Raw genomic sequence first — 13,335 nt, forward strand, 5'->3', positions numbered from 1 at the left:
CGATGCCCAGCCGCCGGGCTTTCGCCGGGCTGCTCACAGTCAGTGCCGGCCTCGCCGCCCTGACGGCATGCACGCCACAGGACGGGGCTCCCTCCCCTGCTGCCGCAAGCATGCCGGCCCAAACCGACGTGGCGGCTCCTGCACCAGCTTCAAGCGCCGCTGCCGCAACACCAACGCCGTCCGCCACAGCAGAGCTCACAGCAGAGCCCACCGCGGCCACCAGCCCGGGCCCGGCCCCTTCCAGCACCATCAAGACCCAGCACTCCCTGACCGATCCGACCAGCCCCTGGGTGATCGTCAACAAGCACAGGCCGCTGAATCCTCAGGACTTCGTGCCGGCCGACTTGGTGCAGCCGGCCATCCGACTCGCCGTCAGCGGCGAAGCGGCCCTTTTGAACAGCACGACGGCGGCTGCCGCAGAGAGGATGTTCGGGGCAGCGGCATCGGAGGGCGTCATCATGACGCTGGCTTCGGGCTATCGTTCTTACACAACGCAGGTGTCCACCTACAACGGATATGTTGCCAGCACAGGGCAGGCCGCAGCCGATCGCGCCTCCGCGCGGCCGGGACACTCCGAACACCAGACAGGCTGGTCATTCGATATCGGCGACGGAGGCGGAGCGTGCAGCTTCCAGCCATGCTTCGCCGAGCAGCCTGCAGCGGTCTGGGCCAAAGCCAATGCGCACAAGTTCGGATTCGTCGTCAGGTACCCCTGGATGTTCCACGACACCACAGGCTACTTCTACGAATCCTGGCACCTCCGGTACATCGGAGTGGATGCCGCGGTGGACATGGCCACACGCGGCATCACGACTCTCGAAGAGTACTTCGGGCTTGAAGCTGCTCCGGACTACCTGTAGCCCGGTTCTTAGACGGCCAGTTCGCTGGAGGCGCCCAGGCGCTCCTTGACCACGGCAGCGAGCTCGGTGCAGATGCGCTCGGCCGTTTCCATGTCCGCCGCTTCCACCATGACGCGGACCAGGGCCTCGGTGCCTGAAGGGCGGAGGAGCACCCTGCCGGTCTCACCGAGTTCGAGCTCGGCTGCAGCCACTGCCGCGGCAACGCCTTCGTCAGTGGCGGCACGCGCCTTGTCGACACCCTTGACGTTGATCATGAGCTGCGGAAGCTTGGTCATCGCGCCGGCAAGGTCCTGGAGCGTGCGGCCGGTGAGGGCCACTTGGGCTGCCAGCTGCAGTCCGGTCAGGACGCCGTCGCCTGTGGTTGCGTAATCGGAGAAGATCACATGGCCGGACTGTTCGCCGCCAAGGTTGTAACCGCCGTCGCGCATTTCTTCAAGCACGTAGCGGTCGCCGACGCCGGTCTCCCGGATGGTGATGCCGGCATCGCGAAGGGCGATCTTCAGCCCGAGGTTGCTCATGACCGTGGCAACCAGAATGTCATCCTTGAGTTTGCCGGCCTTCTTGAGTGCCAGCGCCAGGATCGCCATGATCTGGTCACCGTCCACTTCGTTGCCTTCGTGGTCGACGGCCAGGCAGCGGTCCGCGTCGCCGTCGTGCGCCACGCCAAGGTCTGCGCCGTGCTTGACCACGGCTTCCTTCAACGGACCCAGGTGGGTTGAACCTACGCCTTCGTTGATGTTCAGTCCGTCAGGCTCTGCTCCGATGACCACCACGTCCGCGCCGGCGTCCTTGAATACCTGGGGCGAGCATCCGCTCGCGGCACCGTGGGCGCAGTCAAGCACCACCTTCAGGCCGTCCAGGCGCTTCGGGAGCGTGCCGAGCAGGTGCACGATGTACCGGTCCTCCGCGTCCGAGAAGCGCTGGATGCGTCCGACGTCGGCGCCTACGGGCCGCTGTGGCTCTTTGCCAAGCTGCGCTTCGATGGCGTCCTCGACGTCGTCGGGAAGCTTCTGGCCGCCCCGGGCGAAGAACTTGATTCCGTTGTCCGGCGCAGGGTTGTGGGAGGCGGACAGCATGACGCCGAAGTCGGCGTCGAGATCTGCCACCAGGTAGGCCGCGGCGGGGGTGGGGAGGACACCGGCGTCGTAAACGTCGATACCGGAGCTGGAAAGCCCGGCCTCCACGGCGGCGGCGAGGAATTCACCGCTGGCCCTGGGGTCCCTGGCTACCACGGCGCGGGGCCGCTTTCCGTCTGTCGCACGGTCGTGGCCGAGTACGACGGCGGCCGCCTGCGCGAGCTGCATAGCCAGTTCAGCGGTGAGTAATCCGTTCGCGAGACCGCGCACGCCATCTGTTCCAAATAATCTAGACATCGGGTCAAGTTTAGACGACGCCACGGCACCACCTGTTCATCGGGCCACCGGAGCGTCTTGACCCGGTCCACGCGCGTGCGCAGTGACGGCAGCGTTAAATGACGGAAGCCCGCCCCACCGAAACGGCGGAACGGGCTTCCGATACCCCTGTAATGGGGCGAAGCGAATTAACGCTTGGAGTACTGCTGGGCCTTGCGTGCCTTCTTGAGACCAGCCTTCTTGCGCTCGATGACGCGGGCGTCACGGCTCAAGTAACCGGCCTTCTTCAGGGTGGCGCGGTTGTTGTCGACGTCGATCTCGTTCAGCGAGCGGGCAACACCGAGACGCAGGGCACCGGCCTGGCCGGAGATGCCACCGCCGTGGATACGGGCGATGACGTCGTAGGCGCCTTCGAGATCAAGGATCTTGAAGGGCTCGTTGACGTCCTGCTGGTGCAGCTTGTTCGGGAAGTAGTTGTCCAGCGTGCGGCCGTTGATGGTCCACTTGCCGGAACCCGGAACAACGCGAACGCGTGCAACGGCTTCCTTGCGGCGGCCAACAGCTGCGCCGGCAACGGTCAGTGCCGGGCGCTCCTTCTTGGGAGCATCTTCAGCAGCGGCGCTGCTTTCAGAGGTGTAGCTGGTGAGGGTTTCCTCAGCCTCGACGGCTTCGGCGGTCAGTTCTTCGTTCTGAGCCACGGTTCTCCTTGTAATAAAAAGTTTAGTTGGTGGCCAGGACTACTGGGCGACCTGGGTGATTTCGAAAGTCTTCGGCTGCTGTGCAGCGTGGGGGTGCTCGGGGCCTGCGTAGACCTTGAGCTTGCCCAGCTGCTGAGCTGCGAGGGAGTTCTTGGGGAGCATGCCCTTGATGGCCTTCTCAACAGCGCGAACCGGGTTGGATTCCAACAGCTCGGCGTAGTTGACGGAGGTCAGGCCGCCCGGGTAACCGGAGTGGCGGTATGCGCGCTTCTGCTCCAGCTTGGCGCCGGTGAGGGCAACCTTTTCAGCGTTGATGATGATGACGAAGTCGCCCATGTCCATGTGGGACGCAAAGGTCGGCTTGTGCTTTCCGCGCAGCAGTGTTGCGGTCTGGCTGGCAAGACGACCAAGGACAACGTCGGTGGCGTCAATGACGTGCCACTGGCGGTTGATATCGCCGGGCTTCGGGGTGTACGTACGCACGGTTTTGCCTCGTTCTTGTTCTGGCGTTCATGTTTTAGGCGACACGCAGTGAGGCGTGTACCTACTATGTATGCGCTACCGGAGCAGAGGTGAGGGCTCTATGTACCAGTTATCCCAGGATCTCGAAATGCCCATGGAGTTAGCGATCCTGCAACTGGATCCCCCTGTAGGCATGTGTCATCGAGATAGGACACGCACAACGACTCTAAACAATACCTTCAACGGGGCGCCCGGGTCAAAATGGGGTGAGCACACAGGGGTGAACCTGTGTTAATGAGGGAGTGCACGTGACTGACGGACTTGCCATGCCGCTTCTGCTGGCTCTCGCCGGCCTCCTTCTGAGTCCGGCGGCCGAGTTGCTGATCGCGCGGACGCTGCCGCGACTCGGCGGCCTCCCCTCCCTGAAGATACGGATCACGACGGCGGTGGTCACCGCGCTGCTCTTTGCTCTGCTTGCGTGGCGGTTTGGATTAGGGGCCGAATTGCCGGCTTTTCTTTTCCTGGCCCTTATTGGGGTGCAACTTTCACGTATTGATTTCACACTTCATTTGCTGCCGAATCCGCTTGTTTTGGCCCTGCTTATCGGCGCAATGGGGCTCCTTGCCGTGTCTTCGATGCTTGAGCCTGGGTGGACAGACCTGCTCCGAGCACTGGCCGGCGGCTTCATACTCTTCGTTGGCTACCTGATATTGGGGCTGATTTCGCCCGGAAGCCTCGGAATGGGCGATGTGAAGCTCGCGGCACCACTTGGAATGTACTTGGGCTACTTGGGTTGGCAGCAAGTACTCTTCGGCGGCTTGCTTGGATTCGTGGTGGGTGGAGTTCTGACGGTCGCGTTGTTGCGCCTACGTTCCGCGGAAAAGCCAGCCGAAACAGCCCACGGGCCGGCAATGGTTCTCGCGGCTTTTGGTGTAATCCTCGCCCTGCACTGAGCCTGGCTGAGTACGTGCTTATCCCTGCTTGACGTAGCTTCCCCATTAGTAGGTCTCCTGTCGGAACCAAGTAGTTCCCGGCTGTTCAGAGGCCGAAACCGAGTACTTCGCTCCACCGCGCCCATACGGCAAGTAATGCATGCCCAAATAAATCGAGTACGGCTACGCATTGTGGCTTTTGGTGTGGCTGGGCAATTCTTGAGTCATCGAATTCCGAACGGCAAAAGCGATAACAGCCCTTCGAGTTCGGACAAATCTGCACTCTCGCAATAACCATCTATTACCCTCAAACAAAATCATTTCTGGGAAGGATTTTCCAATGTCTACTTTCATGATCCACACCATCGCATTTATTGCCGGCGTCAAGGACCGCTTCACCCGGGAAGAGAAGGGCGCGACAGCCGTTGAATACGGTCTGCTCGTGGCCCTGATCGCCGCCATCATCGTCGGCACCGTGGCCACTCTGGGCCAGGACGTCTTGAAGGGCTTCAAGACCGTAGCTGACACCCTGCCGTAACCCGGACTTGGCCGGCTTCAATTCGATACCCGGGCCGGCTGCTCCGATGAACCATCGGCTGCAGCCGGCCCGGACTCATTCATCTGGGAGAAGCAATGAGATCCAAAAAGACCAAGGGCCAGTCTGGTGCGGTCGCTGTTGAGTTCGCTTTGGTGCTGCCGATATTTCTCGTCTTGGTGCTCGGCATCTTTGAGTTTGGTCGGGCCTTCAACATCCAGATCTCGTTGTCGGAAGCCGCCCGGGAGGCAGCACGCTACGCCGCAATTCATCAGTCCGATGCGGGCTACAGTGTTGCCGCTGCTCAGGCCGCGGGAGTGGCTGCTGCCCCGTCGGTTGCCCTGAAGCCGGGGGATGTGGCGGTTGTGTCATCAGGTTCGACCCCTTGCAATGTGACGGTCACCGTTTCCTACAGCACACCGTGGATGACAGGCTTTCCAGGCCTGGTGCCTGGAATCCCGTCGCAGTTGAAGACCTCGGGTAAAGGAGTCATGCGATGTGGCGGCTGAAGCATGACGACCCCGAGCGGGGAGCAGTGGCCCCCATGACAGCGATTCTCATGGTGGTGCTCTTGGGCATGACCGCTTTCGCCGTCGATGTGGCGATGATGTATTCCGAGCACGCGCAACTGCAGAATGGTGCTGACTCAGCCGCCATCGGCATCGCCCAGGCTTGTGCGAAGAGCGCCAGCTCAAGCGACTGCGCCGCTCCGTCGTCGGCCGCGACCTCCCTGGCCGGCATGAATGCCCTTGACGGCGTCAGCAATGCGCCGGTCGCATCAGTCAACCTCAGTACCGGTACCGTCGATATCACTACCCAATCACGCAGCACCTCCGGGGATAACCATTTCTCCCTGGTGTTTGCCCGCGCTCTTGGCATTGAGACGGCCGACATCAAAGCTAAATCGCAAGCGAAATTCGGTGGTTTCAAGGCAACCGATGCGTTGCCGCTGACGTTCTCCAAGTGTGAGTCGGACCCGAGCTTCACCAAAGGCCTCCAGTTCTTTCCGGTCCATGGGACCAAACTGACCGATGACCCCGCGTACGCCTGCCCACACCAGTCATCTTCGGGCTTCGAAGTTCCCGGAGGCTTTGGCTGGCTCGATCACACGGGGCAATGCACCATACATCTCGACGTGAGCAATCCTTGGATCAATTCCAACCCGGGCAATGACTTTGACTCGACCTGCAGCTCCACTTTCGCTTCATGGGAAGCAAAGCTCAAGGCCGGCAAACCTGTTGAAGTCCTTATTCCCGTCTTCAACACGTACTGCCCCGTCAAGAAGGGCTCGGGCACAAACCCCTGCAATTCCGCTCCATCCGGCAAAGTCTTCAAAATCGAAGCATTTGCCGAGATTTCACTTAGAGGCTGGCATCTCACTGGTGGCGGCCCAACGTATATGTCCTCCGATGCTGCGGCGTTGCAGAAGTCGTTGAAGTTGGGCAACAGCGACACCGGCCTGTTCGGCACATTCATCAAAAAAGTAAGTCTGACGGAGGCCGCGACTCTGGGCGGTCCAACCACGTACGGCGCCTTGGGCGTCCAACTCACTAAGTAGCAATCAATCTGGGAGAAAACTCCAAGTGCAATAAGGGAGAACCGAAATGAAAACACGCCTACTGGGAGGCATAGTGGCGGTAGTGCTGGCGATAGTCGGCACACTGCTCCTGGTCACATACGTACAAGCAGCTGACGCACGCGCGCAAAAGGACCTCCAACCTGTTGATGTCCTGGTCATCCAAAAACAGATTCCAGAGGGTGCCGACCTTCAGCAGATCAAGTCTGCTGTCAAGCTCACTTCCCTCCCGGCAGCTTCCGTGCCAAACGGGGCCCTCAAATCCTTATCCGGGCTTGAGGGGAAAGTCGCCGGGGTCGAACTTATCCCTGGTGAAGCCTTGCTCGGCGTCCGTCTCGTGGATCCGAGCAGTCTGGCCGCGCCAGGATCCGTGCCGGTGCCCGAGGGCCTCCAGGAAGTTTCCGTGCAACTCGACGCACAGCGGGTTGTTGGCGGACGACTGGCTGCCGGGGACACCGTAGGCGTCGTTGTGCTGGTCGGTGATTCGGGGCAAACAGAGGCTGACGCGTCAGCTCAGCTCGTCTTCCACAAAGTCCTGGTTACCAGCGTTCAGCGCGCCACAGCTCGAAACACCAACACTGCCCAAGCAAGCTCCGAGCAGGCGAATACCCAACTGCCTGAGGGCTCGTTCATAGTGACGCTCGCACGGAGCGACATCGACGCAACCAAGATCGTCTATGGGGCCAAGTACGGGGACATCTGGCTGACCAAGGAACCGACTGACGCGAAAGAAAGTGCTCGCGTCACCATCAAGAAGGCAGAGGTGCTCCAATGAGCCGTTTCCTTGTAATCACGTCGGATGTTGAGTTTGAAAGGCGCGTACGGCAGGCGGCATCCGGCTTGCATGGCGATGTCCAATCCATCATCGCGGACTATCTGCCCCAGGGGCCAGACGATGTCCTCCGGGTCCTCTCCGGCGAACTGCTCGAAGTCCTCGTGCTTGGCCCCGGCCTCCACGTCGATGATGCCATTCGGTTGGCGAGTCTCTTTGACCTCCAATACCCCGAAATCAGCGTCGTCCTGGCTGCGGGGAATGCAGCCGAAGTGGCGCTGCCGGCCATGCGGGCAGGTATCCGCGACCTTCTGGACCCAACCGCCGACGAGTCTTCCATCCGTGTCCTGCTTGAGCGGGCAAGTCTCGCATCAGCAGGCCGCAGACGTGGATTGGGCGCCCAAGTCGACGGGACCCGGCAAGGTGGCCGGATCATTGCCGTGATGTCACCCAAAGGCGGAGTGGGGAAGACGACGATTTCGACCAATTTGGCCGTCGGGCTCGGACGTATCTCGGCGATGAAAGTGGTCATCGCCGATCTCGATCTTCAGTTTGGCGATGTAGCTTCCGGCCTACTTCTCGAACCCGAAAAAACCATTGCGGATGCCGTCATAGGCGCAGCAGTTCAGGACAGCATGGTGTTGAAGTCCTATCTGACCGTGCACCCTGCTGGTATTTATGCTCTATGCGCGCCCCGTAATCCCTCGCAGATTGACCAGATTTCTGCCGAGCAGGTAGGGCATCTTCTTGAGCAGCTGGCCGAGGAATTTGATTACGTCATTGTCGACACAGCACCAGGTCTTGGCGAACACGTTCTGGCGACACTGGAACGAGCCTCCGATGTCGTTTGGGTGTGCGGAATGGACATTCCGAGCATCAGGGGGCTCCGCAACGGTCTTGAGGTCCTGGACGAGATTGGGTTGATCCCGGAACACCGCCATGTGGTGCTGAATTTCGCTGATAAGCGCAGTGGCCTCACGCTGGCTGACGTGGAAGCCACCGTTGGTTGCCCCGTGGACGTCACATTGCCACGATCACGTTCGCTCCCCTACTCGACCAACAGGGGCGTACCTGTACTACAGGACGGAGCCAAGGACGTGACGCTCAGGGGCTTCCGCCAGCTCGTTGAACGCTTTAAGCCCGGCTGGGAAGAACGGCCACACAAGCAGCTGCACAGAAGGGCGGTAGTCAAATGAGTCTCGCAAAGCGCCTCCAGTCGGTCCGGGGCACAGGACAAGAATCAACTTCCGTTGGGCCGTCGGGCGATCCCTGGGCTATATCAACCACACATGTTCCTGACTACCTCGCTGCGTCACCGCTGCCAGGAGGAATCACCGAGGATTCAAGCCAAGCGTTGGGAGCGGTTAAAGAGCGCACCAGCAACGCGCTGTTTGATCGAATGGGCTCACGGATTTCGGACACAAGCCTCGATGAAGGCGAACTCCACCGGTACGTCAAAGAAGAACTCCGCGCGGTCATCGACGAGGACGACATACCCCTGACGCCTTCTGAACGACAACGTCTCGTGCAGGAGATCGCGGACGACGTTCTGGGCCTTGGTCCTCTTCAACGGTTCCTTGACGACAAGGACGTCACAGAGATCATGGTTAACGGCGCGGACAGGGTCTATGTGGAAATTGCCGGCAAACTCCATCTGACCAATGTCCGCTTTACTTCCGAAGAACACTTGCGCAGGATTATCGAGCGGATTGTGTCCAAGGTGGGCCGCCGCATCGACGAATCATCCCCGCTAGTTGATGCCAGGCTTGTCGATGGTTCCCGCGTCAACGCAATCGTTCCTCCGCTCGCAGTCAGTGGTTCGTCTCTCACGATCCGCAAGTTCGGGCGGGTACCTTTGACCGCACAGAATCTCGTTCAACTGGGAACCATGAGTCCCGAGATCATGGAACTCCTGCAGGCCTGCGTCCAGGCACGGTTGAACATCATAGTCTCGGGCGGTACGGGAACCGGCAAGACCACCCTCCTGAACGTCCTGTCATCGTTTCTTCCTGCAGACGAGCGAATCATTACGATCGAGGATGCCGTGGAACTGCAGCTGCAACAGTCCCACGTTGTTCGATTGGAGAGTCGTCCGAGCAATATCGAGGGTAAAGGCGAGATCGCTATCCGGGATCTCGTCCGTAACTCGCTGCGTATGCGCCCGGACAGGATCGTGGTCGGAGAAGTACGCGGCGGCGAGGCCTTGGACATGCTCCAGGCCATGAACACCGGACATGACGGCTCCATTTCCACAGTTCACGCGAATTCGCCGCGAGATGCCATGGCCCGCCTTGAGACGCTGGTCCTGATGGCTGGGATGGATCTCCCACTCCGCGCAATCAGGGAGCAGATTTCTTCCGCAGTGAACCTGGTCGTCCAAATCTCACGGTTGCGTGATGGAACCCGGCGCATTACCCATGTGACAGAAGTGCAGGGCATGGAAGGCGACGTGGTGACCCTCCAGGATGCCTTCACCTTCGATTACTCCGCCGGAATGGATACCAACGGACGATTCCTTGGAAGGCCGGTACCGACAGGAGTCCGGCCACGATTCGTCGATCACTTCGCCGACCTGGGCATCCGCCTTTCACCGTCTGTCTTCGGATCAGCAGCTATTGGAGGTGGAAAACGATGACTGCTACCAACCCGCTGATACTCGTCGCCGGATTGATCCTCGGTCTCGCGGCACTGGCCATCAGCCTGTTCCTCATCCCGCGGTCACGAAACTCGGAAATCGCGTTGTCGCGGAGGCGTCCCAACGCGGACAATGAAGGTTCGGTGCTGACGCGGGTAACGAATTCGGCCGTCGCCCTGGTGGACAGCAATGTATCCGCAAGCCGTGCTTCGGGAACCAGGCTCCTCTTGGAGCAGGCCGGATTGCGCACGCGACCCGCCGACTATGTTCTGTTGGTCATCTGCGGCACTGTCACCGGCGGGCTGATCGGCTTTGTCCTCGGAGGACTCATCGGAACCATCCTCTTTGCCATCGGGGTACCACTAGCCGCGCGCCTCGTGCTGAAGGTCAGGACATCGCGGCGCCGTGCGCAGTTCGAGGCTCAGCTGGGCGACACCCTGCAGATGCTGTCCGGAAGCATGAGGGCAGGTCACAGCCTGCTCCGGGCAGTCGACGCCGTTGCCCAGGAAGCACAGTCACCCACCCGGGACGAATTCGCGAGGATCGTAGGCGAAACCCGTTTAGGACGCGATCTGCGGGACGCAATGATGGAGGCTGCAGGCCGTCTTCACAGCGAGGACTTCCTGTGGGCCGCGCAGGCCATTGAGATCCATCGCGAGGTAGGCGGTGACCTGGCTGAAGTGCTGGATCACGTAGCCGAAACAATTCGCGAACGCTCTCAAATCAAGGGCCAGGTCCGGGCGCTCAGCGCAGAGGGTCGCCTGTCGGCATACGTCCTTATAGCGCTGCCCACCGGCATGTTCTTCTACCTCAGCCTCGCCAACGGCACCTACATCCGGCCGCTGTTCACCAACCCCATCGGGTGGGTCATGCTGGTGGTCGCCGTCATTCTTCTGGGCGTGGGTACGTTCTGGCTCAGCCGCGTCGTCAAGATCAAATTCTAGGGAGCGACCATGAATCTCATCGCTTGGGCTGCCGTTGCACTGATCGTTCTTCCCGTCGCCTTCATGGCATGGGCTTTCATTTCAGTGGACCGAGCTGGCCTCGCCACTGTCCGTACCAACCTTGGCCGAAGCGCAGGAGCCACAGCCGAGCTTGGACCGCAGTCCTCTGGGGAAACCCTGAAACGCCTCGCGGCCCGGTTGACTCCCAAGGCTTATACGGTTTGGCTCGATAAATTACTCGCCAGGTGGGGACGTCCAGCCGGAATGCCACTGGGACGTCTCCTTGTCCTCAAGCCGATCCTGGCCTTGGGGGCGGGAGCCGTCGGCCTATTCTTCTTTCTCCGGGCACCGTCCGGACCCGGCTTCCTTCTGTACCTCGGCGCAGTCTTCCTGGTCTACTTCATCCCTGACCTTCTGATCCATGGCCGGGCTGCCGAGCGTCAAAAGGCTATCCAGACTGAACTGCCAAACACCCTTGACCAGATGCTTATTTCCGTAGAAGCCGGCCTTGGCTTTGAAGGCGCAATGGCAAGGGCAGGACAAAATGGATCCGGACCTTTGGCCCTTGAAATTCTTCGCACTCTTCAGGACATGCAAGCCGGACGCAGCCGCAAGGAAGCCTACGTTGCCCTTGCTGATCGCGTCGATGTCCACGATCTAAGGGCATTTGTAGGCGCAGTCGTGCAGGCGGATACCTACGGTATTGCAATCGCCAACGTCCTACGCACCCAAGCCAAGCAGATGCGGGTTAAGAGGCGTCAGCGAGCCGAGGAACAGGCCATGAAACTGCCTGTCAAAGTCCTCTTCCCACTGATGTTCTGCATCCTGCCCGTGCTGTTCATCGTGATCATGGGTCCGGCGGTCCTCAACGTCATGAATAACCTGGCCGGTTCCTTCTAGGATCACCCCACCCATAGACCGGCACTTCGCGGATCCCAGACCACGGAGTGCCACAACGGCCCCCTTCCGGTACCCAGAGCCGGGAGGGGGTCCTCCAACGTCCGGGCTAACAACATCCGGGCGAGGACAGGAAGGCTACTCCCGCCGGGCCCGCGTCAATTCAGCCCTGGCGAGCAGCTCACTGTCCGACGGGTAGGCCACTTCTTCGAGGACCAACGGATGAGGCGCGGCGAGCACCGACTTGGCATCGCGTCGGCGCTCCAACAGCCGCGAGTGCAGCCATTCAGGAGTTTCCAGCCCCTCCCCCACCCGCAGAGCCGAACCAACCAACGAACGCACCATGTTGTGGCAGAAAGCGTCAGCCTGAACGGTAGCCACGATGACGCCGTCGCTTCCGCGATCAAACGAGAACTTCTGCAGCTCACGGATGGTGGTGGCACCTTCCCGGGGTTTGCAGTAGGAACGAAAATCCTGGAGCCCCAACAAGGACCGGGAACCCTGGTTCATCAAGGCAACATCCAAGGGCGCCTTGTGCCACAGCGTGATCCCACGAAGCACCGGGTCCCATCTCCCCGGACCGTCTGCAATCCGGTAACTGTACCTGCGCCACAACGCCGAGAAGCGCGCGTCGAAACCCTCCGGCGCCAGACCGGCGTCGTGCACTTCCACTGCACCGGTGAGGTCGCCGAGGATACGGCTCAAGGCTCCGCGGAGGCGTCGCAAAAGGGCGACGGCGGGATCAAGTTCGTGGCCACGCGGCAGTGAGAGCCACTCGGCTTCGGTGACATCGAGATGTACTACCTGGCCGCGGGCATGGACGCCGGCATCGGTGCGGCCGGCAACAGTAACGCGGACGGGTCGTTGCAACAACAGCGCCAGTGCTTCTTCCAAAGAACCCTGCACGGTACGCAGCCCCGGCTGCAATGCCCAGCCGCTGAACGGGCCGCCGTCGTAGGAAAGATCCAGCCGGACACGCAAAAACCCGCCGCCCCCCATAACGGGGGCAGCGGGTTTTCGTTCGTTCATAGACTTAAGTCTACTGTGAAGAATTCAGTGAATTACTTCTTGTCCTCAGCGGCCGGAGCCTCTTCGGTTTCAGCAGCTTCAGCTTCCGGAGCCTCTTCGGTCTCAGCAACTTCAGCGGCAGGAGCCTCTTCAGACTCAGTAGCTTCGGTTTCGACGGCTTCGGTCTCTACGACCTCTTCCTCGGCAGCCGGAGCAGCCTTGGCAGCAGCAGCGGTTGCTTCAGCAACAACGGCCTGCTTCGGGGAAACCGGCTCGAGAACGAGCTCGATGACAGCCATGGGAGCGTTGTCGCCCTTGCGGTTGCCGATCTTGGTGATGCGGGTGTAGCCACCATCGCGGTTGGCAACGGCGCCGGCGATGTCGGTGAACAGCTCGTGGACAACGCCCTTGTCGCTGATCAGGCCGAGAACGCGGCGGCGGGAAGCGAGGTCGCCACGCTTGGCGAAGGTGACCAGACGCTCTGCGTACGGCTTGAGGCGCTTGGCCTTGGTGACCGTGGTGGTGATGCGCTTGTGCTCAAACAGAGCAGCTGCCAGGTTCGCGAGCATCAGACGCTCGTGAGCCGGGCCGCCTCCGAGGCGCGGACCCTTAGTGGGGGTAGGCATAGTTATTTCTCCTGTTGTGTAAGCCGGTCAGGTCCATT

At 60.8% G+C, this 13,335-nt stretch carries 15 protein-coding genes; 10 read left to right on the plus strand and 5 right to left on the minus strand.

The window, feature by feature from the left end:
* The first annotated feature begins 2 nt into the window (after positions 1-2).
* Complete coding sequence (locus PYR64_RS13285) at positions 3-860, plus strand: M15 family metallopeptidase (RefSeq protein ID WP_275779959.1); 858 nt, start codon at positions 3-5, stop codon at positions 858-860.
* A gap of 8 nt (positions 861-868) precedes the next feature.
* On the opposite strand, the gene glmM is transcribed toward PYR64_RS13285, so the two are convergent.
* The 3 genes from glmM to rplM form a co-directional block, all read right to left on the minus strand.
* Positions 869-2,233, minus strand: coding sequence for a phosphoglucosamine mutase (gene glmM, locus PYR64_RS13290; RefSeq protein WP_026266997.1), 1,365 nt, complete (start codon positions 2,231-2,233; stop codon positions 869-871).
* A gap of 167 nt (positions 2,234-2,400) precedes the next feature.
* Complete coding sequence (gene rpsI, locus PYR64_RS13295; protein WP_018776652.1) at positions 2,401-2,910, minus strand: 30S ribosomal protein S9; 510 nt, start codon at positions 2,908-2,910, stop codon at positions 2,401-2,403.
* A 39-nt stretch (positions 2,911-2,949) separates the two neighbouring features.
* Entirely contained in the window at positions 2,950-3,393 is a 444-nt protein-coding gene (rplM, locus tag PYR64_RS13300; RefSeq protein ID WP_011775554.1) for a 50S ribosomal protein L13, read from the minus strand.
* Between the two features lie 305 nt (positions 3,394-3,698).
* Between rplM and PYR64_RS13305 the strand changes: the two genes are divergently transcribed.
* The 9 genes from PYR64_RS13305 to PYR64_RS13345 all read left to right on the plus strand — a co-directional run bounded on the left by PYR64_RS13305 (position 3,699) and on the right by PYR64_RS13345 (position 11,666).
* Positions 3,699-4,325 (plus strand): prepilin peptidase, encoded by a 627-nt coding sequence (locus PYR64_RS13305; RefSeq protein ID WP_275775646.1) that lies wholly within the window; start codon positions 3,699-3,701, stop codon positions 4,323-4,325.
* Between the two features lie 319 nt (positions 4,326-4,644).
* On the plus strand, positions 4,645-4,842 hold the full coding sequence (locus PYR64_RS13310) for a Flp family type IVb pilin (protein WP_064721600.1): 198 nt from the start codon (positions 4,645-4,647) through the stop codon (positions 4,840-4,842).
* Between the two features lie 95 nt (positions 4,843-4,937).
* Positions 4,938-5,348 (plus strand): TadE family protein, encoded by a 411-nt coding sequence (locus tag PYR64_RS13315; protein WP_189075245.1) that lies wholly within the window; start codon positions 4,938-4,940, stop codon positions 5,346-5,348.
* Positions 5,336-6,397, plus strand: coding sequence for a TadE/TadG family type IV pilus assembly protein (locus PYR64_RS13320; protein WP_275775650.1), 1,062 nt, complete (start codon positions 5,336-5,338; stop codon positions 6,395-6,397). The genes PYR64_RS13315 and PYR64_RS13320 overlap by 13 nt, the downstream gene beginning before the upstream one ends.
* Before the next feature lie 46 nt (positions 6,398-6,443).
* Positions 6,444-7,190 carry a Flp pilus assembly protein CpaB gene (cpaB, locus tag PYR64_RS13325; protein WP_229778555.1) on the plus strand — a complete coding sequence of 249 codons (747 nt, stop codon included), beginning with the start codon at positions 6,444-6,446 and terminating at the stop codon, positions 7,188-7,190.
* Complete coding sequence (locus tag PYR64_RS13330; RefSeq protein ID WP_039242378.1) at positions 7,187-8,383, plus strand: AAA family ATPase; 1,197 nt, start codon at positions 7,187-7,189, stop codon at positions 8,381-8,383. Before cpaB ends, PYR64_RS13330 begins: the two co-directional genes overlap by 4 nt.
* Complete coding sequence (locus PYR64_RS13335; RefSeq protein WP_039242380.1) at positions 8,380-9,822, plus strand: CpaF family protein; 1,443 nt, start codon at positions 8,380-8,382, stop codon at positions 9,820-9,822. The genes PYR64_RS13330 and PYR64_RS13335 overlap by 4 nt, the downstream gene beginning before the upstream one ends.
* Positions 9,819-10,766 (plus strand): type II secretion system F family protein, encoded by a 948-nt coding sequence (locus PYR64_RS13340; RefSeq protein WP_275775654.1) that lies wholly within the window; start codon positions 9,819-9,821, stop codon positions 10,764-10,766. The genes PYR64_RS13335 and PYR64_RS13340 overlap by 4 nt, the downstream gene beginning before the upstream one ends.
* 9 nt (positions 10,767-10,775) lie before the next feature.
* Complete coding sequence (locus tag PYR64_RS13345; RefSeq protein WP_275775656.1) at positions 10,776-11,666, plus strand: type II secretion system F family protein; 891 nt, start codon at positions 10,776-10,778, stop codon at positions 11,664-11,666.
* 135 nt (positions 11,667-11,801) lie between these two features.
* Here PYR64_RS13345 and PYR64_RS13350 read toward each other — a convergent pair whose 3' ends face one another.
* Positions 11,802-12,692: a tRNA pseudouridine synthase A gene (locus PYR64_RS13350; RefSeq protein ID WP_227453537.1), complete on the minus strand. Its 891-nt coding sequence runs from the start codon at positions 12,690-12,692 to the stop codon at positions 11,802-11,804.
* Positions 12,693-12,724: 32 nt separating this feature from the next.
* Entirely contained in the window at positions 12,725-13,297 is a 573-nt protein-coding gene (rplQ, locus tag PYR64_RS13355) for a 50S ribosomal protein L17 (protein WP_275775659.1), read from the minus strand.
* Between the last annotated feature and the right edge of the window lie 38 nt (positions 13,298-13,335).

The sequence above is a fragment of the Paenarthrobacter sp. Y-19 genome (genome assembly GCF_029223985.1).
GTDB lineage: Bacteria > Actinomycetota > Actinomycetes > Actinomycetales > Micrococcaceae > Arthrobacter > Arthrobacter nicotinovorans.

Bases quoted from the DNA above. Each gene is read 5' to 3' on its own strand.
- PYR64_RS13330 (WP_039242378.1), top strand. From the start codon at position 7,187: ATGAGCCGTTTCCTTGTAATCACGTCGGATGTTGAGTTTGAAAGGCGC.
- rplQ (WP_275775659.1), bottom strand. From the start codon at position 13,297: ATGCCTACCCCCACTAAGGGTCCGCGCCTCGGAGGCGGCCCGGCTCAC.
- PYR64_RS13335 (WP_039242380.1), top strand. From the start codon at position 8,380: ATGAGTCTCGCAAAGCGCCTCCAGTCGGTCCGGGGCACAGGACAAGAA.
- PYR64_RS13320 (WP_275775650.1), top strand. From the start codon at position 5,336: ATGTGGCGGCTGAAGCATGACGACCCCGAGCGGGGAGCAGTGGCCCCC.
- PYR64_RS13305 (WP_275775646.1), top strand. From the start codon at position 3,699: ATGCCGCTTCTGCTGGCTCTCGCCGGCCTCCTTCTGAGTCCGGCGGCC.
- PYR64_RS13285 (WP_275779959.1), top strand. From the start codon at position 3: ATGCCCAGCCGCCGGGCTTTCGCCGGGCTGCTCACAGTCAGTGCCGGC.
- PYR64_RS13340 (WP_275775654.1), top strand. From the start codon at position 9,819: ATGACTGCTACCAACCCGCTGATACTCGTCGCCGGATTGATCCTCGGT.
- PYR64_RS13345 (WP_275775656.1), top strand. From the start codon at position 10,776: ATGAATCTCATCGCTTGGGCTGCCGTTGCACTGATCGTTCTTCCCGTC.
- PYR64_RS13350 (WP_227453537.1), bottom strand. From the start codon at position 12,692: ATGAACGAACGAAAACCCGCTGCCCCCGTTATGGGGGGCGGCGGGTTT.
- glmM (WP_026266997.1), bottom strand. From the start codon at position 2,233: ATGTCTAGATTATTTGGAACAGATGGCGTGCGCGGTCTCGCGAACGGA.
- PYR64_RS13315 (WP_189075245.1), top strand. From the start codon at position 4,938: ATGAGATCCAAAAAGACCAAGGGCCAGTCTGGTGCGGTCGCTGTTGAG.
- PYR64_RS13310 (WP_064721600.1), top strand. From the start codon at position 4,645: ATGTCTACTTTCATGATCCACACCATCGCATTTATTGCCGGCGTCAAG.
- cpaB (WP_229778555.1), top strand. From the start codon at position 6,444: ATGAAAACACGCCTACTGGGAGGCATAGTGGCGGTAGTGCTGGCGATA.